Raw genomic sequence first — 24,472 nt, forward strand, 5'->3', positions numbered from 1 at the left:
GGCCTCCCGAACGGGCTCGACACCCGTCTGGCAAAGGTTCACATCAAAGAATTTTCAAACAAAAATAATACTTATTGATTTGAATCAAACGTCTCCCCCGCCAAAAATCCCTCCTCGATAATCCTTGGAATCGAGCCCGCTTGATTCTCGTCCGGGACAATGCCCTACAGAGGGAATCAAGTGAACGCCATGCATTTCCTGCGAGCCCATAAATCGACGACTTTCAGATTCCTGGGGGTCTTGTTTCTGTCTGCCATTCCACTTTATTCGTTGGCGCACGACGAGCACTCCGTCGAAAGCACGACCATTGAATATTATGAAGTTGAAACAAGCCCGGATGACAGCCAGAAACTATCGCATCTGAAGATTCACAGTGAGAATGAGTATCATACAGACGAGCAGAGCAGTGATTCTACTCTCCCCGCCCCACCACAAAGTGACACAGGCATGAGCTACGCCAGTTCGCTCATACTTCTATGAGGGGCGGGCAACGCTGACTGGCCTCTTCTGACGACCTGACAAATATGAGTTATTGACTTTGGCAGGCACCATCGAAGTGAGATTATTTGCAGCCCAAGTCGTGGCAGAGATGCAGCTGACATTCTGCGCTGCCTGAATAAACTGTTAATAAGGAATCGCCTCGATGCTACTGAAAAACTTCGTCACCGTGTCGTTTGGTTTATTGCTTTCTCTCAAGGCCATGGCCGACGACAAGGGTGTCTACAGTGCCAAATTGACGAGTGTCGAAACCAACAAAAAGGCCCCAACTACTGTGAAAACTGGCTATCAGGTAAAAAACGGTTATCGTATTGACGACTTTTACGCCTTTACAGCAGCAGCCATTGACCCGATGAAACCCCAATCGCAGATCTTCAGTTCGAAAATCGATCCACGCAACGTTCAACACATGGACGACTCACCGTTGGACAGCAAGTACGCATTTTCGGCGGAACTGGAACTGATCCGGGGACTCTGAAAACCCGTTCAAAGCCAATGACAATGGGGTCGATTTCACCGACAGCGAGAACGCCCAATCGCGCATCTTCTCCATGACTGCCCGTCAGGCTTGACCCTTATCATTTAACAGATGAGCCTTCAATTTCATGAGTATCGCACCGCCCGACGAGATCTTTCATTTGTCCTCTGCCTTGCCGAGCCAACTGAATAGAACAATAGGCAAATGGGAAATGAGCCTTATTCCGACCGAGCATGAAGCGCGCATTCGGCAACACAAACTCTTTCACAGTCCGCAACTGCAGTGCAGTCGCCTTGAGTTCGACTCATCCGTGACGCTGGTCAGTTCTGTCCCTGCCGGATTCGTGACATTCGCCATCTCCCAGGCACCGATTGGCCGACCCGTCGTAAACAATCAAAAACTACGGCCTGACGAAGTCATCGTACTGCACAGTGATGAATCGGTGCATTACACCTGCGAACCGAATGAAACACTTTTCACCATCACCACGACACTGGAAAACTATGAGCGGTGCCGCCAACATCACTCTGTCATAGATGTCCTTGCAAACAGAACACAACACAGTTTCCAGGCTGAAAACTTTCAATTCATACAATCGGCCATTCAAGCCATCAGCGCGTGCTGTGTCGACATCAACGACGCTGCTTCAGCACAGCGCAGCGAAACAGAAGGTTCGACGATTGAAAGTGCGGTACTCGCTTCTCTGTTGCAATCGTTGACGCCCGCTGGCCGCTTCATCCGCAAAGTCCCGACAAGAAGAAAGGTGGCGATACAAGCCATACAGTACATTCATGAAAACACAAAAAAAACGCTCACTATAAAATCGCTGGTAAGGCAACTGGAAACCACCACTCGCACTTTGCATTTTGGCTTTATTGAAACGTTCGGGATATCGCCAATCGCTTATATCAGAAACTTGAGGCTCGCAAGCGCCCGTCGCGACCTGATCAATAAAACGTGGCCTACCGTCACAGAAACCGCGATGTTTTGGAATTTTCACCATCTGGGCCGGTTTTCCAAGGCCTATCAACTGGCTTACGGAGAGACGCCGTCGGAAACGGCCAAGCGCAACTCGGCCAGGCCAAGGAACACGACAACATCTGTTTACAACCAGGTCGTCGGGGATAGAAATTATCGTTAACAGGCGTTTATCAAAGCCCCGAAAATGATGATTAATGATTTCCCTTGATTAACCACAAGTTTCCACAATTGCTTATTTGCCTACTCAAGGAGATAAGCATGCAACATCGAATAAACACACTGCCACTCAAGCAGAAAATCGCACTGTGTATTACCGTCTATGCCAGCGGCATCTTGTTGGCTTGGGTAATTGACTGGTACTGAAGTCGCTTAACCCGTGACTACAGAAAGCACAGCGAATTAATGATACCTCGGAGTTTTTCGATGGTTGCCGCATATAAAGCGTTACTTGGAAGGCACGCAGTCACTGTATGTCTGATTGCTGCAACAGGTTGGGCCGCATGGTTCTGTGCTGGAGGGTTGGCGGATCAATTCGTTGCACGGAAGTTGAATAATGTTTATGCCGATCTGCGTGCTGCTCAAGTGGAGCCCAATGCGCAGATCGACAAAGTACTGGAAACCCTCGGCGATCTCGATCGCTCGGGTCAGGAATGCTCCATAGAGCAATATTCACAACTGGCTGACCTGGTCAAGAACCTGCGATTTGTTGATCAAGCGGCAATCCAGTTGCCCAATGGCAAGATCTGTTCCTCCTACGGACAAGCACCTCCCTCGATACTGGCCGATAGCGACAAGCGCAAGTTTTCCGTTGGAAAGCGAACCTACTGGGTGGATGCTGGCCACACGGTTTCTGCGGACTCCGATTTTATCATTGTGTCGGAACAGTCAACCTACGTCTGGGCAAACAAGAAGCTCCTGCTCGACAACTTGAAGTTTCCCAGGGACCTGCAACTGGACCTCATCGGCCCCGGCGGCGCAGTGCCCATTGCCTCTACGGGCCACAAACCGCTGGCGATGCAGAAACCGTTCCACCTGGAAGAACTGGTTACCTCGGCAGACAAGGTCCTCATCGCCTTTGCGGGCAACCGAAATGAACTGATCTCGGTCATTTCTCTTCCGTTGAGCTACCTGACGAGTCTCAAATTCAAATTATTCATTGGCCTTGTCTGCGTGTTCGCAGCGCTGTTTTTGCTCGCATGGTGTGTCAAACGGCATTACACCTCTACCGCCGTACGGCTTCGCAATGCCCTGAAAGCCAACAGGCTGGATGTTCACTACCAGCCTATCGTCAACCTGACGACGGGCTATCTGGTGGGCGCTGAATCACTTTCTCGCTGGAACGACAACGGCACCCAAGTGCCTGCGGATGTTTTCATTGCGGTGGCGGAAAAATCCGACTTGATCCGCGTACTTACACGTTCGGTGATTCGACAGGTGGCGGAGGATTACAGCACCTACCTTTGGGCCTGCAAGGACTTCTACATTACGGTCAATCTTTGCGCCCAGGATATCCAGGACCCAAGTTTTCCAGACTATGTGGCCAGCGTGCTGGCAACCTACAACATGCCAGTGTCCGCCATGGCTTTTGAAATCACCGAAAGGACCCTGATCGATCAGAAGCCAGCCGCCCTGCAATTGCGACGGCTTCGTGCGTGCGGACATCGTATTGCCGTGGACGACTTCGGTATCGGCTATTCCAACCTTTCGCTCCTCGACTCAGTGCCTTTCGACATTCTGAAACTAGATCGCTCATTCATCGCCGACGACAAGATCGCGGCCAAGGATGCCTTGTGGCGCCACATTGCCCAGTTGGCCAGGTCGCTGAGACTCAAGGTCGTGGCCGAAGGTGTCGAGACTCAGGAGCAACTGCCGCATCTGGTCTCGGAGGGGGTTCTATTGGCACAAGGCTGGTTGTTCTCCAAAGCGCTGCCAATTCAAGCATTGGCAAGACGCTACTTTCAATGTCCGGAAAACATCCCGCCTTACGACTCAAAAATATCAATCAATGATTTTTATTAACCCTTCATGGCCCCTCAAATGCTCGCCGAACCCTAACACCAGACAAACCTGAACAAGGACTCCACCACCCATGCTACTTCGAAACCTTGGCTTCGCTTCACTGCTATCGCTGCTGTCTTTTCAGGCGCTCGCTGATGACAAAGGTTTATATCTTGGAGCTGGCGTAAGCAGCATACAGACCGACGAATCCAGATTGGACGACGACGACACCAGCTACAAGGTTTATGCCGGGTATCGCGTCAATAGCTACCTGGCGTTCGAGGGGGCCTACGTCGACCTGGGTCAATTCAAGGACAAGAATGTCGATTTCGATGGTAAATCGGCTCAGGCTGCCGCCCATGTCGGCTTTCCACTGGGCGATCGGTTGCGGGTATTCGGCAGTGTCGGTGCTCACGCCTGGGACGCCGACGGTAATGCCACCGACGACGATACCGGGGTTGACCTGACCTACGGTGTCGGCGTCGAGTTCGATGTCTTTCGCAACATCGGCGTGCGCGCTGAATACGAAGTTCTGGAGGTCGGAGAGATCGACCTGAATCAGACGACTGCATCCGCCTATATGCTTTTCTGACACCGCTACAACTGAGCGGCCTCCCCCGGGCCGCTCATCGCACTCTGCACAATGCTCGTCCTCGCCCTACCTACCCCACCCTGCCATTACTTCAACGTCTCCTTCGATTCCTGCGCAGGTGCCATGTACCACTTGTCCCTGGGCACCCATTTCTCTTGTTGCGGATCGCCCAGATAGTGCGGCGACATGATCTGCACACCGTACTCGTTGAACACGTCCTGGATGTTGGCGTGCAGCATGCTTAACAGCACGGCGCGCGGTCGAGGCTGGCTGGGTATGGCCTGGGCCACCAGCCGGTATTCCGGGTAGAAGTCCGACAATGCCGTCTGGAACACCTGCGGCGGTGGGGTTTCGAGGACGCCGGGCGTGCGTCTGGCGGCTTCCAGCAACATCCCTTCGACCTGCCGCCAGGGGGTGTCATAGCCAATGGTGACTACGGTGTCGACCACATAACCGGGGCCTTGTACGACCCGTGAGTAGTTCTTGGTGACCGTGCCGGTGATCATCGAGTTGGGCAGGGTCAGCACTTCGCCCAGGCCGGTACGAATGCTCGTGGTGAACATGCCCAGTTCAGTGACCGTCCCTTCGTGCTCGCCGATGCGCACGAACTCACCGGGACGCAGGGTTCGGGTGTACGTCAGGATCAATCCGGCCGCCGCCTGCCCGACGACGCTGGAAGCACCCAGGGAGATCATCAGGCCGACCAGCACCGACAAGCCTTTGAACGCATCGGTACCCGCACCCGGCAAGTAGGGATAAGCCATGGCCAGGGCAAACAACCAGATCGCCAGCGAAGTCAGGCGCTGAGTCGGTTTCAGGGTTTCGTGGTTCAGCCAGTTGAAGGTGCCGGGCGTGGCCATGCGCCGCAGTATCCGGCGAGAGAACGCTGTCGCGCCACGCGCAATGAAAAAGATCGCCAGCGCCACGCCGAGCCCGGGGATGGCCCCTAGAATCCCTTGCAGCAAATAGTCGGCGACTTCCAGCAGATAGTTGTTAAGGCTTTCACCCCAAGGCCGGGTATAGGGAAACCGCGACAGGACAAACCCCAACCACTCGTAAGAGAGCAGCAGCACGATGACCCAGCGCAGCAACTCCAGCACGCGGCTGACCAATGGATACAGGAAGTTGGCGTCGATCAGCGGAACCTTTCCGACTTTCAGCGCCTGGGTGTGCCGATGCATCAGTTCAGGCAGTTTCTGCAGCACTCTGCGCCGCAGGTATGACATGCCGAACAGCAGCGCGATGTAAATGCCGGTGGCCAGCAACGCGGCGACGACGGAACGCAGGATCAACTGCAGGCTACGGGCTTCCCGGGTTTCAGCCACGACCTGGCGCAGCCTGTCGGCCGCGGCTTCGGCGGCCAGTTGCACCGAGTCGAATTCGGTCTCGTCGACATCCTTGGGCGAAACGATAAAAGCACGGCGAGACCCCAGCAGCACCATGTAGCTTTTCATGATCGGGTCGAGGGTGACATTGAGGTCGTCGGCGTCATCCAGCGCCTCACCGATCACCGCTTTCGCCCGTTTGACCCGCGAGGCCGGGGCTTCACCGAGGATGGTCGCGCGAAACACCATGATGCTGCGGTTGGCCACTTTCAATTCAACGGGAGTATCGACCACTTTCGGGGCGTCTTCAGCCCACAGTTGCACCGACCAAAACATCCCGAAAACAGTAAACAATACAGTGAGCAGCCTGCTCCGCATGTGTCAGATCCTTACGTCACGAAATTCAAATCCAGAGTACGTATCGCAGCGTAGTTCACCGATGAACGGTTGTCAGATTAGAGCTACAGGCCGTTTCCTTATCCGTCTGTTTTCTTGAAACAGCGAGCTCAAGCCCCGGAATTTGTGCTCTCGACCGAATTCTCGAAACACTGAAGATCCCTGTGGGAGCGAGCCTGCTCGCGAAAGCGGTGGGTCAGACACCGGGATGTCGAATGTGCCGCCGCCATCGCGAGCAAGCTCGCTCCCACAGTGTGTTCCATACCTGATTCAAGGATTGACCTGATAACCCTTGCCTTGCAAACAGCTGGTGTAAGCCGTCGTGGTGTTCGCCTGGGTGGTTTTCGATTGCTCCCGGCGTTCCTGGCGCTGACGTGAAGCACCGACCACGGCGCCGGCCGCCGCCGTCTCCTTGGCGCGGTTCTGGCGATAGTCCTGTTTCCTGTCATCGTCGACACGATCATAAGCTTCGTCATGCTGATTGCCGCGCACCTGGGCCCCGACCGCGCCGGCGGCGGCCCCGGCAGCAGCACCCTTGATCCTCCCGCCGGAAGGCGTGGAAGCCGTCGAGGCACTCTGGCTGGCGGCGATACTGTTGCATTCGTTGATGTCGGCCTGGGTTTGTTGCGAACTTTGCCCTTTCATCGGCACCACCGATTGCGCCCAACCCGGGGCACTCAAAATCGACAATGCGATACATAGGCTGACCGGTGAAAATCGTTTCATGATGACCTCCGACAGGCTTGCCACAACGGGCAAGCCTTTGGGTCGACTGGCGGGCGGCAAGCGGCGCCATGCGTCGCCTGCCGATCGGGTGGAGCACCTGAAAAGTGTAGTTCAACGGCCCCGCACAGAAGGACTTCCGTACAAGCGGTGGACGTTGTGTAGGAGCGAGCCTGCTCGCGATGGCGGTGTATCAGGCACATAAATGTCGAATGTGCGGCCGATATCGCGGCAGGTTCGCTCCTGCAGGTCTATTGGTGAACTGCGGATGTGCGGTTACTCAGCCGGATCGAGCCGATCCAGCGCCCGATTCACTGCCAATACCAAACGAGGGGTGGTGGCCATACGCAGGTTGGTAGACCGGCCCAGGAACCCGGCGCATCCGAAGACGCCCTACGCAGGCTGCAGAATACCTGGCACACACCAAAAACCTGTGGGAGCGAGCTTGCTCGCGATGGCGGTGGCTCAGTCAACATAGATGTTGAAGCTGATGTCCTCATCGCGAGTAAGCTCGCTCCCACAGGGGGTATGTGGTGTTGGTCAGGCATTGGTTGTCAGCGGATAGAGCTTGTCATCAAACTCCGCCAACTTCGGAAACACCAGCGGCTGATCATCGCTCAGATGCTGCAGTCGCTGCCCGTAATCCACCAGAAACTGCTGGCGCGCCTCGTCACTGATGTACGGCACATGCCAGGCCACGAACGGCTCCAGCACATCAAAACCAACATAAGCCAGGGTGCCACGCAGGATCGGCCGCAGCATGTCCTCCAGCGGACCGTGAATCGCACCTTCGCCGAACATGTGTTCACGCCCGCCCAGGGTCACGGTCACCAGCGCTTTCTTGCCGGCCAGGCCGCCCTGATCGTAGAAACGCTTGCCGCCATAGCAGATGCCCGACACCAGCACCCGGTCGATCCAGCCCTTGAGCATGGCCGGGGTGGAGAACCAGAAGATCGGGAAGTTGAGGATCAGCAGGTCGGCCCACAGCAGTTTGTCCAGCTCAGCCTGGATATCCGCCGCCAGCGACTGGCTCTTCACGCCCAGGCGTTGTTCCAGGGCGTAGACCAGGTATTCGGGGTTTTCCCGATTCGAGAAGTCCGCGTCGCTGGCCACCGGGTTCCAGTTCATTTTGTACAGGTCACTGACCTGCACTTCGTGGCCCTGGGCTTCAAGCGTGGCGACAGCCTGGTCCCGCAGGGCGGCGGTGAAGGATTGCGGCTCCGGGTGAGCGTGGACGATCAGTACTTTCATGGTGGTTCCTTAGACTTGTTCCAGCGTATCGGTTGAAGGTGTGGAAGCGCGCGTGGCCAGCAACCGGTCGAGCCAGTCGGGGTCCATTTGCGGTTCGGAAGAAAACAGCAGCCCGGTGTAGTCCTGATGCGGCGGGGTGAAGATCTGGCTGCGCGAGCCGTGGTCCACCACCCTGCCCCGTTGCATCACCAATACCTCATCGGCGATCGCCCGCACAGTAGCAACATCATGGGTGATGAACAGATAGCCGACACCCAGTTGCTGCTGGATGCGGTTGAGCAATTTCAGTACGCCTTCAGCCACCAGTTGGTCGAGGGCCGAGGTCACTTCATCGCAGATGATCAGTTGCGGCTCGGCCGCCAGGGCCCTGGCGATGCAGATGCGTTGCTTCTGCCCGCCGGACAGCTCCCGGGGCTGACGATCCATGAAGGTCGCGGGGTCGAGTTCGATCATCTCCAGCAGTTCGGCAACCCGGGCGCGCATGGCTTTACCCTTGAGACCCAGATAAAACGTCAGCGGCCGGCCGATAATGTCGACGATGCGCTGGCGCGGATTCAGCGCGGTGTCGGGGATCTGGTAGATCATCTGGATGCGCCGCAGTTGCTCCTTGCTGCGCTGGCGAAAGTCCGCCGGCAAGGGTTCGCCGTCGTACAGCACCTGGCCGTAGGTCGGTGGCAGCAAACCGGTGATCAACCGCGCGGTGGAGCTTTTGCCACTGCCAGACTCGCCGATCACCGCCAGGGTCTGACCACGGTAGAGTTTGAGGGAAACGTCGTGCAGCACCGGTTGCTGGCCATAACTGGCGCAACTGTTGCGCAGTTCCAACAGCGGTTGTTCCTGCTGCGGACAGGCCTTGGGTTCGGTGCGGAAACTGCGCACCGCCCACAACGACTTGGTGTAATCCTCCTGCGGGTCACCGAGCATCTGCCGGGTTTCGGCCTCTTCCACCAGCTTGCCGTGACGCAGCACCATGATGCGGTCGGCCATCTGCGCCACCACCGCCAGGTCGTGGCTGATGTAGATCGCCGCGCTGCCATAGGTCGCGACTGCGTCACGAATGGCTGCCAGCACCTCGATCTGGGTGGTGACGTCCAGCGCGGTGGTCGGTTCGTCGAAGATGATCAGGTCCGGATGGCAGGCCATCGCCATGGCGGTCATGACCCGCTGCAACTGGCCGCCGGAGACCTGATGCGGATAGCGCTGGCCGATAGTTTCGGGATTGGGCAAGCGCAGCACCCGGTACAACTCCACCGCCTCGCGCATGGCCTGCTCGCGGCTCATGCCGCCGTTTTTCACAGCGGTTTCGACGTGCTGGTCGATCAGGCGATGGGCCGGGTTGAACGAGGCTGCCGCACTCTGTGCCACATAGGCAATACGCAGCCCCCGCAGTTTACGCAGGGCTTCAGGCTTGGCGTTGAGCAAGTCGATGCCGTCGAAGTGCACCGAGCCACCGGTGATCCGGCAGCCGTCGCGGGTGTAGCCCATGGCCGACAGGCCGAGGGTCGACTTGCCCGCGCCGGACTCGCCGATCAGCCCCAGCACCTCGCCCCGTTGCAGGGTCAGGTCGATGCCCTTGATCAGCGGATGCCAGGCATCTTCGTAATGGCCTTCGATGTGCAGGTTGCGGATTTCCAGCAAAGGTTTTGAGGTCGTCATGTTCAGCATTCCTTGAGGCCGCTGGATTTGTGCAGCATCCAGTCGACGACGAAATTGACGCTGACTGTGATCAAGGCCACGGCCAGGGCGGGCAGCAACGGGCTGATGTCGCCAAAGGTGATCAGCACCGCGTTGTCGCGCACCATGCTGCCCCAGTCGGCGGTGGGCGGCTGGATGCCCAGGCCGAGGAACGACAGCGCACTGATGAACAGGAACACGAAGCAGAAACGCAGGCCGAACTCGGCAATCAGCGGTGCCGCCGCGTTCGGCAACACCTCGCGGGTCACCAGCCACCACAGGCCTTCACCGCGCAGGCGTGCGGCTTCGACGAAATCCTGCACCACCACGTTCATCGCCACAGCACGAGACAGCCGAAACACCCGGGTCGCATCCAGTAGCGCAATCACCAGCACCAGCGACGTCGCCGTGGTGCCGACCACGCTGAGAATCAGCAAGGCAAAGATCAGTTGCGGAATGGCCATCAGGATGTCCACCACCCGGGACAATCCCTGATCGACCCAACCGCCCTTGATCGCTGCGATCAGGCCGCTCAAGCCACCGAGCAAGAACGCCAGGACGGTGGTGAGGAAGGCAATGCCCAGGGTGTTGCGCGCGCCATAGACCAGGCGGCTGAACATGTCACGCCCCAGGTTATCGGTGCCCAACAGGAACTGCCCGCCCCAGGGGGCGAAGCCCTCGCCCACCACCTGGGTTTCGCCGAACGGTGCCAATACCGGCGCGAACACCGCCACCAGCACGTACAGCAGGATCATCAACAAACCGAACTTGGCGCTCAGGGGCGCCTGCCACACTTGTTTTAACAGGCTCATGGTCTACCCCTTCGGATGCATCAGGCGTGGGTTGCTGGCAATCGACAGCACATCGGCACTGGTGTTGAGCAGGATGTAGGTCGCGGCGAAGATCAGGCTGCAGGCCTGCACCACCGGAATGTCACGCTTGGCCACCGAGTCCACCAGCAACTGGCCGAGCCCCGGATAGACAAACACCACCTCGACCACCACCACGCCGACCACCAGGTACGCGAGGTTCAGCGCCACTACGTTGACGATGGGGGCCAGGGCATTGGGCAAGGCGTGACGGAAGATGATCCGCGACTGACTGATGCCCTTGAGCCGGGCCATTTCGATGTAGGGGCTGGCCAGCAGGTTGATCAAGGATGCGCGGGTCATGCGCATCATCTGCGCGATGACCACCAGGCTCAGAGTCGCCACCGGCAACACCGAACGCTCCAGTACCGTGCCCAATGAGGCGTCCGGCGCGAGGTTGGAAATGCTCGGGAACCAGTTGAGCTTCACCGCGAACACCAGGATCAGGATGTAGGCGACGAAAAACTCGGGGAACGACACCGCGCTCAGCGCCGAGGTGTTGAGCAAACGGTCGAACCAGCTGTTGCGGTACAACGCCGCGAGCATCCCCAGCAGCAAAGCCAGCGGCACCGACACCAGCGCTGCCAGCAATGCGAGGCTGAAGGTGTTGCCCAAACGCGTACCCACCAGTTCGGCGATCGGCCGCTGGTTGGCCAGCGACACACCGAGATCACCGTGCAGCAACTGCCAGATCCAGTGGCCAAAGCGGGACAATGGCGGCAGGTCCAGCCCCAGTTGCGCGCGGTAGGCGGCCACGGTTTCCGGGGTGGCCGACTGGCCCAGCATGGCCTGGGCGATATCGCCCGGGAGCATGCCGACGGCCAGGAAAATGATCACTGAGACGGCGAACAGCGAGAGCAGGCCTAGCGCCAGACGCTGCCCCAACAGCTTGAAAATACTTCTCATCGTGCAGTTCCTTGAATTTGGCACGTCTTTGAAGGCAGCGATTTCCCCTGTGGGAGCGGGCTTGCTCGCGAAGAGGTTCTGTCAGCTGACATATGTGGCGACTGACACACCGCTTTCGCGAGCAAGCCCGCTCCCACAGTTGATCGTCATTGTTTGATCGATCCCGGCATCACGCCTGCCACCACCGCTCGATCACCCGCAGGCCATCCAGCTCGCCATAGGGCGCGGTCTGCCCGCCGTGAACCACGCGTTTGGAACGCGCCGCCACGGAACTGGCGAACAACGGCACGATCGCCCCGCCCTCGTCCCGGCACAGCGCCTGCATTTCGTTGTACATCTCGCGGCGCAGCGGGTCGTTCATTTCGCCGCGAGCGGCGTTGAGCAGTTGATTGAAGCGCGGGTTGTCCCAGTGGGTTTCGTTCCACGCCGCGCCCTTGGCGTAACCGATGCTGAACATGCGGTCGGCGGTCAGGCTGCTGTACCAGAACGAAGTGGTGAACGGTTGCTTCATCCATACGTTGGAGAAGAAGCCGTCCGCCGGTTCGCGCACCACGTCGATGTCGATCCCTGCGGCGCGAGCCTGTTCCTTGAACAGCACCGAAGCATCCACGGCGCCGGTATAGGCAGCGTCAGAGGCTTGCAGGCGAACCTTGAGCGAATCCAGACCGGCCTTTTTCAGGTAGAAGCGCGACTTGTCGGGGTCGTAGGTGCGTTGCTCCAGCGCAGTGTTGATGAAGCGGCTGCCAGGCTGGATCGGATGGTCGTTGCCCACCAGGCCATAGCCATGCAGCACCGAAGCCAGCAGGGTTTCGCGGTTGATCGCGTGCTTCATCGCCAGGCGCACGTCGTTGTTCTGGAACACCTGGCTGTCGGTGAGCATCGGGAAGGTGTAGTGCTGGGCGCCTTTGGTTTCTTCGATGACCAGGTTCGGGTTGCGCTTGAGCAGCGCGACGGTTTTCAGGTCGACCTTGTTGATCACATCCACTTGCCCGGTGACCAGCGCGTTGACCCGCGCCGCGCCGTCGGCGATGGCAATCAACTCGGCACTGGCGAAGTGTGCCCGGCCCGGTTTCCAGTAATCGGGGCTGCGTTCCAGGGTCATGCGCACGCCCGGCTCGAAGTCCTTGAGGCGATAGCCACCGGTGCCGGCGCCGGCCTGCCAGTCCGCCGCGCCATCCTTGCTCGGCATGATCGCCAGGTGGTAATCGGCGACCACATACGAGAAATCGGCGTTGCCCGAGTGCAGTTCGAACACCACGCTGTCGCTGCCGTTGGCGCTGACCTTGGCCACGTCACCCAGCACGGTCTTGGCCGCCGAGGTGGATTTCTCGCCGAGGTGGTGCTGGATCGAAGCGACCACGTCATCGGCGGTCAGGGTCTTGCCGTTGTGGAAGGTCACGCCCTGACGGATTTTGAAGGTCCAGATGCGCGCGTCCGGGGTCGAGGTCCAGCTTTCTGCCAGCTCGGGGATGGCCGTGCCGTCGACGGCAATTTCGGTCAGGGTGTTATAGACCGCCGAGAAGCCGACGAAGGTGAAGGTGTCCGCCCAGGAGCCCGGATCCTTGGAGTCCGTGGTGCTGCCACCGGCCAGGCCCAGACGCAGAACACCGCCGGGTTTTGGCGTGGCCTCCCCGGCAAAGGCGCCAAACGGCAGGCCCATGGAGAACGCCCCGGCCACCGCTGCGGCAGCGGCGCTGTACTTGAGGAAGTCTCTACGCGGAAAACTGAATTCATGGTTCGCTTGAGTAATCTTGTTTTTGTTATCGCTCATTGCATTGCCCCTGATCAAAAAGCTAATGAATTACCGGTTCAAAACCACGCAAAACACCGGGCCATGGCCCGGTGCATACAACGTTTGAATCGCCAACCGTCACACCTGGATCGCCTTCACTTCGACGAACTCGTTCAGCCCCTCCTCACCCCATTCGCGACCGTTACCCGACTGTTTGTAGCCACCGAACGGCGCCTGATAATTGAATGCGGCACCGTTGAGGAAGCACTGACCGGCGCGTAGCTGACGCCCCAGTTGCAAGGCGCGCTCGGCACTGCCGGCCCAGACGCCGCTGGACAGGCCGAACGGCGAGGCGTTGGCGATCTGGATCGCTTGCGCCTCATCGGCGTAGGGAATCAGGCACAGCACCGGGCCGAAGATTTCTTCCTGGGCAATGCGCATGCGGTTGTCGACATCGGCGAACAGTGTCGGGCTGACATAGAAGCCGCGCTCGAACGTCGATGGCGTGTCACCGCCGCACAGCAGTCGTGCGCCTTCCTGTTGGCCGACCTTGATGTAATCGAGCACGGTGCGTTTTTGCCCGGCCGAACACATCGGGCCGAGGAAGCTTTGCGGGTCGAGGGGATCGCCCATGCGCAGACTCAACGTTTCCGCCAGCGCCAGTTCGACGGCCTCCGCGTAGCGGCTTGCCGGCAGCAGCATGCGGGTCAGCGCGGTGCAGGTCTGGCCGGAGTTGATCATCACGTCCTGCACGCCGTAGCGCACCGCCGCTGCCAGGTCGGCATCCTCGGCGATCAACAACGGCGACTTGCCGCCCAGTTCCAGGCACACGCGCTTGACTGAAGGTGCAGCCGCTTGCGCAACCCGCACCCCGGCACCGGTGGAGCCGGTAAACGACACCATGTCCACGTCCGGGTGTTTGGCCAGCGCTTCGCCGACTTTCGAGCCCGGACCGCTGACCAGGTTGAACACCCCGGCAGGCAGGCCGATGTCCTCGATCATCTGCGCCAGCAGGAAGGCATGCAGCGGGGTTTCCTGACTCGGCTTGACCACTACCGTGCAACCGGCGGCCAGTGCCGGGGCGAGTTTGCCGATCAACTGGTGCAGCGGGTAATTCCACGGATTGATGAACGCGCAGACACCCACGGCCTCGCGGATCACCAGCGAGTTGCCGACTTCGCGCACCTCGTCCATGAGATGCGCCAGTTCGACGTACTGCTCAAGGCCAGTGATCGGCCCGTCGACCTGCACCGAGCGGCACCATTGCACCGGCATGCCCAGTTCCGTTGTGATGACCGCGGCCATCTCATCGGCACGATTGCGCAGTTGATCGGCCAGTGCACGGATATAACCGGCACGCACGCTGGACGGCGTGCGCGACCATGAAGCGAAGGCCCGGCGAGCCGACGCCACGGCGTTTTCAACATCGAGTTCATCACCCAGCGGAACGCTGCCGCAGACTTCCTCGGTGGCCGGGTTGATCACCTCGGCGATGCCCCGCCCCGACGGGGTTTGCCAGCGGCCATCAATGAACAGTGTCTTGTGATTAAGCATGAGCCTGGGCCTCCATCAATTCCTGGGCACAACGGGCAATGCGCTGGCAGGCATCGCGCAGCGGTTCGGCACCGACCACCAGACCGAGGCGAATGTGCCCCGCCGCGCTCGGACCAAAGGCCTCGCCCGCCAGGACCGACACGCCGTGGCGATCCAGCAGACGGTCGGCAAACGCCTGGGCGCTGAGCCCGGTCTGGCGGATATCGAGCATCACGAACATCCCGCCATCGGGTTTCAACGCCCGCACGCCGGGGCAATCGGCCAGGCTGTCGCACACCAGATCGCGACGCTGGCGATAGGCTTCGCGCATGGCTTCGAGTTCCGGCAGGTTGCTTTCCAGGGCCACCACGGCGGCGTCCTGAATGAAATCCGGCGAGCCGTAGAGCATGCACAACGCGAGGTTTTCCAGGTGCGCGGCCAAAGATGGCGGCGCCACCACCCAGCCGACGCGCCAACCGGTCATGGCGTGGGATTTCGACAGGCTGTTGAGGGTCGCGGTGCGCTCGGCCATGCCCGGCAGACTCGCCGGGCTGACGTGTTCGCCTTCGAACAGCAGTTCGCTGTAGACCTCATCGGAAATCAGCCACAGGTCGTGGGCGATGCACAATTCAGCCAAAGCCGTCCATGTACTGCGCGGCAAACTGGCGCCGGACGGGTTGTGCGGGCTGTTCAGTGCCAGTGCCCGGGTGCGTGGCGTGATGCGCGCGGCGACATCTTCGGGCAACACGCGAAAGCCGTTTTCCGAGCGTACGGGCACCGGCACCACCACGGCACCGCAAGCACCGAATACCGCTTCGTAGGTAACGTACATGGGCTCGGCGACGATCACTTCGTCACCCGGATTGAGTACGCATTGGGCCACGCTGAACAGCGCACATTGCGCCCCGGCCAGTACGGTGACCTGATCGGCCGAAACGCTTTGGCCGCTGCGTTGTTGATGACGCCTGGCAATGGCCTCGCGCAGGGCACGCTTGCCGCGCACTTCGGCATAGTGCGTGTTGCCGTTTAGCAGGCTGTCGATCGCACCCTGCACGATGGGCTGTGGCGTGTCGAAATCCGGGTCGCCCACGGACAACAGCAGAATGTCTTCACCTTGCTCGCGCAGTGCCAGGGCGCGGTAGTGAATGTCCCACGCGGCGGCGCCGTCACCGGCGATACGTTGAGTCAGATCGGAAAAGCGCATGGCTTCATCCCCTTAAAATGCAGATCAATGCGCACAGGCATGCTTGAGTTCGATCAGGGTCACGCCGTTGCGCTTGAAGCCATGGCGCAAGTCGGTCTGCAACTCGGCGAGGCTTTGCGGCTGGGTCACGGTGCAGCCGAAGGCACGCGCAAGGGCGGCGAAATCCGGGTTGCGCGGCAAGACGCCGATGGGCTCGATGTCCAGGCCGAGCATGTCGTCGCGGATCTGCCCCAGCGCATCGTTGTTCCACAGCAGCACCACCAGCGGGCTGTCCAGTTCTTCCACGGCGGTGGCCAGTTCCTGGGCGGTGTAGAGGAAACCACCGTCGCCCACCAGCACCAGCCCAGGCCGCTGCGGCGCACCGAATTTGGCGCCGATCCCGGCCGGCAGGCCATATCCCAAGGTGCCGTAGCCGGTCGGGTGCAACCAACTGCGAATGGCGAGGCTGTCGAAGGCATAGTTGCCGGTGTAGGCCAGTTGGGTCATGTCGGTGCTGATGAAAGCGTTTTCCGGCAGCTCCGCCGCAATGCGATCCAGAATCGACTGATGAATCGATTGCAACGGGCCATGGCTGGCCTTGACCGCTTCACGCAGTGCGGCGACCGAGGCAATCGCAGCGCTGGCCTCGCGCACGTCGGTTGGCAGGCGCCCAAGCAAGCCACTGAGGGTTTGTTGCGCATCGCCATGCAACGCCACCGCGCAGGGGTAGAAGTCGTTGAATTTGCGTGGGTCGATGTCGACGCGCAGCAGTTCGCCATTGAGTGGCAGGCGTTCGCGCCAGAAGTCGGTGTCGGCCATTTCGGTGCCGACCGCCAGCACCACGTCGGCCTCGGCGATCAGGTTCCAGCCCGGCTCCACACACAGGGATGAGCCGGCGTTGAGCGGCGCGTCCGGCGGCAGCAGGCCTTTACCGGCGACGCTGGTGAACAGTGGCGCGGCCAGCCGGGTGCTGATTTCTTGCAGTTCAGAGGTGGCATTGAGGGCGCCACCACCGGCGATGATCATCGGCCGCTTGGCAGCCTTGAGTTTGGCCACGGCTTGATCAATTGCGGTGGTCGACGCCGGGCCACGACCCGGACGACGCACCACCTCATTGCTCCAGTCACGGGCAATCGGCGCCGACAACACGTCCAGCGGCACCGAGATGTGCACCGGGCGCGGGCGCTCGCTGCCGAACACCGCGTAGGCACGGGCGATCAGTTCCGGCAGGTCTTCGGCAGTCAGTGCCACGGCCGAGAACGCAGTGATCGGCGCGGTCATTGCGCGCTGGTCCTGGCACTCGTGCAGGCTGCCCCAGCCCTTGCCCAGGCTGGCGCTGTGGTTGACGCTGGAAATCACCAGCATCGGAATCGAGTCGGCGTAGGCCTGGCCGATGCCGGTGGCGGCGTTGGTCACGCCGGGGCCGGTGATGACGAAGCACACGCCGGGTTTGCCGCTGACCCGGGCGTAGCCGTCGGCCATGAAACTGGCGCCCTGCTCATGACGAGTCAGCACATGGCGGATGCCACTTCCGGGCAAGCCGCGATACAGCTCCAGGGTGTGTACGCCGGGAATGCCGAACACGGTATCGACGCCGTAGTTGGCCAACAGGCGCACCAGGGCCTGGCCACCGGTCAATGTTTTGCTTTGCATGTTCATGTCCTCACTCCTGGCCGAAGCGAATCAACGCATCGACCGCAGTCGTGCCTTGGGCACTGACCAACAATGGGTTCACATCGAGTTCCAGCAACTGCGCGGCGTTTTCGCAGGCGTAATCAGCCACGGCGCGAATCGCGGCCACCAGGGCGTCGAGATCTGCGGACTCACGACCACGGAAACCTTGCAGTAGCGGTGCGCTGCGCAGACTGAGCAAGGCATTGCGGATCGCGCCGTCGGTGGTCGGCAGCAACAGACTGCGACTATCCTTGAGCAACTCCACCAGAATGCCGCCGGCACCGATCACCAGGGCGAGGCCGAAATCGTTTTCGCGCTTGATGCCGACAATCAGCTCAGCCAGTGGCGGCTTGGCCATGGGTTCGAGCAACAGCTGATCGAACACGACGCCCGGGGCGTAAGCGGCAATGCTGGTGCGCATCTTCTCCAGTGCTGCGCTCAATGCCGCGCCATCCTTGAGGTTCAGCGCCACGGCACCGGCCTCGGTCTTGTGTGGCAGTTGAGCGCTGACCGCTTTGAGTACCAGCGGATAGCCCAGGGTTTCTGCGTCCTTCAGGGCCTTGTCCGGCGTGCTCAATACGCCGTTGGGCGTCGGCAGGCCAAAGGCTTTTAACGCCTGTTTGGAATCCCATTCATTGAGCAAGCGTCCCTCGCCTTCCAGCGCCTGCGGGCACAACGGCACCAGCGCCGATTCCCCCAGCGCCAGCAAGGCATGGCGATTGCGCTGATAACCGGCGATGCGGCCCCACGCGGCCAACCCGTCTTCAACGCCCTGCAAGGCTGCGACGCCTTGGGCGTGCAGACGTTCACGGGCATGGGCCGGCAGCAATTCAGGGAAGGCCGAGGTGACAAAGCCGGTCTTGCCGTGACGTTGCAGTGCCGCGCTGTACAACTCCAGCAGCAGGTCGCATTCCTTGCGCTCGCCGGTGAACTCCGACGGATAGTCGAGCACCAGCATCGCCGCGTCGGCTTCGGTGCGCAGCGCGCTGTCGAGCATGCGGTTCAAGGCTTCGCCGTCGCCCCAGATCGCCGTGGTGAAATCCAGCGGGTTGACCAGGTTGGCGTAGGTCGGCAGCACTTGCGCGAGGTCGCCGACCTGCCCTTGATCGAGTTTCGGCAGGCCCAGGCCGTTGCGTTCGGCGTAGTCGGCAATCAGCCCGGCGTCGCCACCGGAACAGGCCAGCGCAATCAGGCTGTTGCCCGCCGGCAGATTGCCGCAGGCCGCGGCTTTAAGGGTTTCGACAAAACTCACCGGGCCGCTGACGCGAATCACCCCGAGACGGTCGAACAGCGCGTCATACAGCGCATCGGAGCCGGACAGTGAACTGGTGTGACTCAAGGCCAGTTCGGCACCGATCTGCGACACGCCGGTTTTCAGGGCGATGATCGGAATGCCCTTCTCCAGTGCCTTGTGCGCAGCGCGGGCAAAACCCGGCACATTCTTCAGGCCTTCCAGATGCAGGCCGATGGCGGTGACCCGAGGTTCGTCGAGCAACACGTCCATCAGTTCAGCCACGCCCAGTTGCGCCTGATTGCCCACCGAGGCCATGTAGGCCACCGGCAGCGAGCGGTCGCTCATGGACAGGTTGTAGGCAAAGTTGCCGCTCTGGGTCAGCACCGCCACGCCCTTCTCGACTACCTTGCCGCCGTGGGCCACCGGCCACAGAGCGGAGCTGTGCAGGTAGTCGAGCAGGCCGTAGCAGTTGGGGCCGAGCAAGGCCATGTCGCCAGCGGCCTTGAGCAGTTGCTGTTGCAGGGCCTGGCCTTCGGCACCGGTCTCGGCGAAGCCGGAGGCGTAGCAGATCGCGCCGCCTGCGCCGATGGCGGCCAGTTCGGCCACGCAAGTCAGGGTCAACTCACGGTTGGTGGCGATGAATACCGCGTCCGGGCCGCAAGGCAGCTCGGCAACGCTGCGCACGCAAGGAACGCCTTCGAGGCTGTCGTGTTGCGGGTTGACCAGCCACATTTGCCCTTGGTAGCCGCCTTCGGCACAGCGCTTGAGGGCGCGCGCCATGCTGCGGCCGCCGACGAACGCCACGTGTTGCGGCGCGAGCATGCGTTTGAGGTTGTCACGAATGGTTTGGGACATGGGAGTTCTCCGGGCCGATCAGCGCAGCAGCGGCCGCAGCAGCTCGCGGGAAATGATGTGGCGCTGGATTTCCGAAGTGCCTTCCCAGATCCGTTCGATCCGCGCGTTACGCCAGATGCGCTCCACCGGACCTTCGTCCATCAGGCCCATGCCGCCGAAGATCTGCACCGCTTCGTCGGCGGTACGGCCGAGCACTTCACTGGCGAACAGCTTGGCCATGCCGGCCTCGCCATCGGTCATGGTGCCCTGGTCCATTTTCCAGGCGGTGTGCAGGGTCAGCAGTTCCGCGGCGCGGATTTGCGTGGCCATGTCCGCCAGCTTGAAAGACACGCCTTGATAGGTGCCGATCGGCTGGCCGAATTGCTTGCGGTCCGCCGCCCATTGCAAGGACACGTCCAGTGCGCGCTGGGCCTGACCGACACAGTTGGCCGCGACCATCACGCGCCCGGCGGTCAGCCAGGCGTTGGCCACGTCCCAACCCTTGCCGACTTCGCCCAGCACTTTGCTGGCCGGCACGCGGCAGTCGTCGAAGAACATTTCGAAGGTGTGATAGCCACGGTTGCTCACGCACTTCGGCCCACGACGGATGGTCATTCCCGGAGTGTTGCGGTCGACCAGGAACGAGGTCACGGCGTTGCGTTTCTTGCCGTTGTGTTCGTAGGTGTCGGTGACGGCGAAGACGATGGCGAAATCGGCGTGGCCGGCGTGGCTGATGAAGTGCTTGCTGCCGTTGAGAATGAAGTCGTCGCCTTCACGCACGGCGCGGGTCTTGATCGCATTGGCATCGGAGCCGGCACCCGGTTCGGTCAAGGCGAAGCAGTCGATTTTTTCGCCCTGGATACACGGCAACAGGTAGTCGTTGATCTGTTCGCCCTTGCAAGCCATGAGGATTTTCGACGGCCGTGCGACAAACACGTGCAGCGCCCAGGACACCTTGGACAGCTCGCGCTCGATCAGCGCCTGGGACAGGTAGTCCAGGCCACCGCCACCCACTTCTTCGGGCATGTTGAAGGCGTAGAAACCTGCCGCGATGGCCTTGCCGCGAATCTGCGCTGCCAGTTCCGGGGAAACCTCGTCGGCGCGGTCGACTTGCTCTTCATAGGGCAGCAGTTCCTTCTCGACGAAGCTGCGTACCGAGTCCACCAACATTTCTTGTTCTTGGGTCAGTTGGAAATTCATGGTGCTACCTGTTGTTCGTGTTCTGGGAGATGGAGAGGAATCAACGACCGATGAAGCGTGCCGGGCGTTTTTCCATGGCGGCACGCAGGGCTTCGTTGCCGTCTTCGCTGCGACCGCAGAGCAGGCCGGCGGCGAGTTCGGCTTGCAGTTGTTCGGCCAGGCTGCGTTCGGCGCCTTCACGCATGAGTTTCTTCGTCTGGGCGAAGGCAAAGGTCGGGCCAGCGGCCAGGCGTGCGGCCAGTTCGCTGGTGACCGTCAGCAGTTGATCGTCGGCACAGACATCGCCGACCAGACCGGCGTCGAGGGCACGGTCGGCGCCCCACAATTCGTCCAGGAACAGCAGACGCTTGGCCTGTTCGCTGCCGATCAGGCGCGGCAAGTGCCAACTGGCGCCGGCGTCCGGCGAGTACGCCATGCTGGTGTAGCCGGCCTTGAAGCGTGCCGATTGCCCGGCGATGCGCAGGTCGCAGCACAGGGTCAGGTCCATCCCGGCGCCGACGGCGGTGCCGTTGATGGCGGCGATGGTCGGTTTTTCCAGGCTGTGCAGGCGAGTCATCAGGGCGTGGGCGGTTTCGGTCCAGCCGTAGGTTTCCAACGCACCCCGGGCTTCGGCATCGGCCCATTCATCAAGGTCCGCGCCGGCGCAGAAACTACGGCCGCTACCGGTGAGCACCACCACGCGCACCGCTGGATCGGCGTTGTAAGCGTCGAGCAGGCCGTGCAGGTTTTTCAGCGTCGGAATGTCCAGCGCATTGCGCTGGGCAGTGCGATTGAGGGTGATCCAGGCAACGCCTGCTTCGACCTGACTGAGCAGCGACGATTGAGTGGTCATGGGAATCCTCGAATTATTGTGTTTGGTCTGAGGTGATGCGACTTGAGGCCATACTAAACGAGTGTTCAGTAAGGCGGCAATCGGCGGGGAAATGGGCTGTAACAAGCTCAATAGATACTTAACCTATTGTTTTTTTTGAATTATTTTTTGATTGGCGAGCGTGAACCGTTGGTGCTGTTACAACTTCGAACAACTGGCGACAGGACGTCAGTCGCAGATCTTTTGCCCACCACAAACCAATGTGGGAGCGAGTTTGCTCGCGATGACGGCGTCAAATTCAACATCACAGTTGACTGACTTACCGCAATCGCGAGCAAGCTCGCTCCCACAGGAGATGTAACCGGGTTTGAGGGTGATGTTGTCGGAACTGACTATGGAATTGTTTTAACCGACCGATTTATCCGAAAGATCCACTGTGTACTTCACGTTGTTGAGGTAGATCGGTCCCAACGCTGTTGGTTGAGATACAGGCGCAAGTGCAATAGACAATTGCACTTCAGTGACACTAGATCGCATATCGCCGATGTATTCAAATACTGTGCTGGTTCCGGATAACGTGAAGGGTATGAGCAATATGATTGGCATCGGTTGGGAAGGCTCGAATCCGGAGAGCGTGCAATACAACTTGGTGGTAGCGTCTTCATCACCGGGTTCAGGCACGGAAACTTCAAGGGACAGCTTGAACTGTGGCCGCCTGATTGAGAAGCGCGCTGTTTCGAGCAATACCGGCTTTCCTTTACCCAGAGTGACTCTGGCTCTGTAGCCACTTCCATCCCTCACGACTTTCGCTGTCCCGTCATTTTCGCTCACCGTCCAATGCTCGAAGTTTCCGGTGGTAAAGTCACCGTTCCTGATCCGATTGCTGTCCATTGGGTGCTCCTTCCTGGTTGATTTTAATCTCGCACGGCAGACCGACGAATTCCACATCATTAGGCTGTGGAGTTCCGATGCAATCTACTGTCAGATCTGACAGTCGCGACCAGCGGCTAATCGCTTGAAACAACTGTGGGAGCGAGCTTGCTCGCGATAGCGGTAGACCAGTCAACAGTGATGTTGGACCTGATGCCGCCATCGCGAGCAAGCTCGCTCCCACAGGGGGGGAAGTGGTTATCTGGAGGTGTTATGCAGCCGGCAAGCTCGGCGCCAGCACCGCCCCGCGCTTGCGATGAATCAGGAAGTACGCGCCATAGCACAGCGCAATGAATCCAAAGCCCCAATACAGCGACGGACGCTGGGTTTCATCCAGGGCCAGGAACACGAACAGCGAGCAGCACAATGTGATGCACATCAGCGGAAGCACCGGGAACCACGGCGCGCGGTATTTCAGGTCGCTGAGTTTGCCGCCGTCACGCAAATACGCCTTGCGGAACTTGTACTGCGCCAGCGCGATGACAATCCAGGTCACGGTGCCGGACATGCCGCTCACCGCCATCAGCACCATGAACAAGGTGTCGGCGGCGACGAAGCTGGTCATCAGCGACACCAGCGCGAAGCACAGGGTGATGCTCAAGGCGCGCAGCGGCACGCCACGCTTGCTCAAGGGCGACAGGCTTTTGGGCGCCATGCCGGTTTTCGACATCGCCCACAGGATGCGCGTCGAGGCATACAGGCCGGAGTTGCCCACCGACAGGATCGCGGTAAGGATCACGAAGTTCATCAGGTCGGCCGCATAGGGAATGCCGACCATGTCGAACACCTGCACGAACGGGCTTTCCATCAGGCCCGCCTGCTGCCACGGCACGATGGCCGACAGCACGATGATCGCCAGCACGTAAAAGATCAGCACGCGGAACACCACGTTGCGCACGGCGCGAGGAATGCTTTTCTCCGGCTGGTCGGTTTCACCGGCGGCCACGCCCATGATCTCGCAACCCTGGAACGCGTAGACCACGGTCATCATCACCGCGAACACGGCTGACAGGCCGTTGGGGAACAACGAATCGCCGATCAGGTTGGTCGCCATCGGCGCCGGTGCGCCGCTGCTCAGGGGCATCACGCCGAAGATCACCAGCACACCGACCACGATGAAACCGAGAATCGCCGCCACCTTGATCCCCGAAAACCAGTATTCGGCTTCACCAAAGGCGCGGGTCGCCATGGCATTGATACCGAACAGCACCACCACGAACAGCGCCGACCAGTACCAGATTGGCACCTCCGGGAACCAACGGGTCATCAGCATGCCGGCGGCGGTGAACTCCAGACCCACGGTGGTGGCCCAGCTCATCCAGTACACCCAGCCGATCATGAACCCGGTGGCCGGGCCGATGTATTTTGTGGCGTGGGTCTGGAACGAACCGGACACCGGCATCTGCACCGACAGTTCACCCAGGCAGACCATCACCAGATACATCAGGAAACCCGCGACCAGGTAAGCCAGGATCGCCCCCACCGGGCCGCCCTGGTTGATGGTCACTCCGGAGCCCATGAACAACCCGGTGCCGATGACGCCGCCCAGGGACAGCATGAAGATGTGCCGGCTCTTGAGGGCCCGGGTCAGCTGGATGCCTTTACGATCAGTGCTGTGATCAGTGTTTTCGTTCATGTCGGCACCTCAGC

Annotated in this window: 19 protein-coding genes; 4 read left to right on the forward strand and 15 right to left on the reverse strand. The window is 60.2% G+C overall.

Annotation, left to right across the window (positions count from 1 at the left end):
* Positions 1–643: 643 nt before the first annotated feature.
* From AC1RP7_RS00425 to AC1RP7_RS00440, 4 genes are all read left to right on the forward strand, one after another.
* On the forward strand, positions 644–976 hold the full coding sequence (locus AC1RP7_RS00425; RefSeq protein WP_057714906.1) for a hypothetical protein: 333 nt from the start codon (positions 644–646) through the stop codon (positions 974–976).
* 127 nt (positions 977–1,103) lie between these two features.
* Positions 1,104–2,117 carry a helix-turn-helix domain-containing protein gene (locus AC1RP7_RS00430; protein ID WP_493180877.1) on the forward strand — a complete coding sequence of 338 codons (1,014 nt, stop codon included), beginning with the start codon at positions 1,104–1,106 and terminating at the stop codon, positions 2,115–2,117.
* 263 nt (positions 2,118–2,380) lie between these two features.
* Entirely contained in the window at positions 2,381–3,976 is a 1,596-nt protein-coding gene (locus AC1RP7_RS00435) for an EAL domain-containing protein (protein WP_493180876.1), read from the forward strand.
* Positions 3,977–4,046: 70 nt separating this feature from the next.
* Entirely contained in the window at positions 4,047–4,547 is a 501-nt protein-coding gene (locus tag AC1RP7_RS00440; protein ID WP_154909005.1) for an outer membrane beta-barrel protein, read from the forward strand.
* 86 nt (positions 4,548–4,633) lie between these two features.
* Here AC1RP7_RS00440 and AC1RP7_RS00445 read toward each other — a convergent pair whose 3' ends face one another.
* The 15 genes from AC1RP7_RS00445 to AC1RP7_RS00515 form a co-directional block, all read right to left on the reverse strand.
* Positions 4,634–6,250 (reverse strand): mechanosensitive ion channel family protein, encoded by a 1,617-nt coding sequence (locus tag AC1RP7_RS00445; protein WP_493180875.1) that lies wholly within the window; start codon positions 6,248–6,250, stop codon positions 4,634–4,636.
* 288 nt (positions 6,251–6,538) lie between these two features.
* The gene (locus AC1RP7_RS00450; RefSeq protein WP_057714911.1) at positions 6,539–6,994 is read right to left on the reverse strand and encodes a YMGG-like glycine zipper-containing protein; all 456 of its coding nucleotides are present in this window, start codon (positions 6,992–6,994) and stop codon (positions 6,539–6,541) included.
* Positions 6,995–7,531: 537 nt separating this feature from the next.
* Entirely contained in the window at positions 7,532–8,242 is a 711-nt protein-coding gene (locus AC1RP7_RS00455) for an NAD(P)H-dependent oxidoreductase (protein WP_057714912.1), read from the reverse strand.
* A gap of 9 nt (positions 8,243–8,251) precedes the next feature.
* Complete coding sequence (locus AC1RP7_RS00460) at positions 8,252–9,898, reverse strand: ABC transporter ATP-binding protein (protein WP_102669585.1); 1,647 nt, start codon at positions 9,896–9,898, stop codon at positions 8,252–8,254.
* A gap of 2 nt (positions 9,899–9,900) precedes the next feature.
* Positions 9,901–10,728: an ABC transporter permease gene (locus tag AC1RP7_RS00465; RefSeq protein ID WP_057714914.1), complete on the reverse strand. Its 828-nt coding sequence runs from the start codon at positions 10,726–10,728 to the stop codon at positions 9,901–9,903.
* A 3-nt stretch (positions 10,729–10,731) separates the two neighbouring features.
* A complete protein-coding gene (locus tag AC1RP7_RS00470) occupies positions 10,732–11,691 on the reverse strand; it encodes an ABC transporter permease (RefSeq protein ID WP_057714915.1) in 960 nt (319 codons plus the stop codon).
* Positions 11,692–11,860: 169 nt separating this feature from the next.
* Entirely contained in the window at positions 11,861–13,462 is a 1,602-nt protein-coding gene (locus AC1RP7_RS00475) for an ABC transporter substrate-binding protein (protein ID WP_493180874.1), read from the reverse strand.
* A gap of 99 nt (positions 13,463–13,561) precedes the next feature.
* A complete protein-coding gene (locus AC1RP7_RS00480) occupies positions 13,562–14,977 on the reverse strand; it encodes an aldehyde dehydrogenase family protein (RefSeq protein WP_218495931.1) in 1,416 nt (471 codons plus the stop codon).
* A complete protein-coding gene (locus AC1RP7_RS00485) occupies positions 14,970–16,160 on the reverse strand; it encodes a pyridoxal phosphate-dependent aminotransferase (protein ID WP_493180873.1) in 1,191 nt (396 codons plus the stop codon). Before AC1RP7_RS00485 ends, AC1RP7_RS00480 begins: the two co-directional genes overlap by 8 nt.
* 24 nt (positions 16,161–16,184) lie before the next feature.
* Complete coding sequence (locus tag AC1RP7_RS00490) at positions 16,185–17,792, reverse strand: 5-guanidino-2-oxopentanoate decarboxylase (protein WP_493181013.1); 1,608 nt, start codon at positions 17,790–17,792, stop codon at positions 16,185–16,187.
* A gap of 10 nt (positions 17,793–17,802) precedes the next feature.
* Positions 17,803–19,902 carry an acetate--CoA ligase family protein gene (locus AC1RP7_RS00495; RefSeq protein ID WP_493180872.1) on the reverse strand — a complete coding sequence of 700 codons (2,100 nt, stop codon included), beginning with the start codon at positions 19,900–19,902 and terminating at the stop codon, positions 17,803–17,805.
* Positions 19,903–19,920: 18 nt separating this feature from the next.
* Positions 19,921–21,081 (reverse strand): acyl-CoA dehydrogenase family protein, encoded by a 1,161-nt coding sequence (locus AC1RP7_RS00500; protein WP_008021395.1) that lies wholly within the window; start codon positions 21,079–21,081, stop codon positions 19,921–19,923.
* Between the two features lie 40 nt (positions 21,082–21,121).
* On the reverse strand, positions 21,122–21,913 hold the full coding sequence (locus AC1RP7_RS00505) for an enoyl-CoA hydratase/isomerase family protein (protein WP_057714921.1): 792 nt from the start codon (positions 21,911–21,913) through the stop codon (positions 21,122–21,124).
* A 384-nt stretch (positions 21,914–22,297) separates the two neighbouring features.
* Positions 22,298–22,783, reverse strand: a complete 486-nt coding sequence (locus AC1RP7_RS00510) for a hypothetical protein (RefSeq protein WP_057714922.1) — start codon at positions 22,781–22,783, stop codon at positions 22,298–22,300.
* Between the two features lie 250 nt (positions 22,784–23,033).
* Positions 23,034–24,458, reverse strand: coding sequence for an amino acid permease (locus AC1RP7_RS00515; RefSeq protein WP_218495937.1), 1,425 nt, complete (start codon positions 24,456–24,458; stop codon positions 23,034–23,036).
* Positions 24,459–24,472 lie beyond the last annotated feature (14 nt).

The organism is Pseudomonas sp. GW822-FHT01E03 (genome assembly GCF_058802985.1).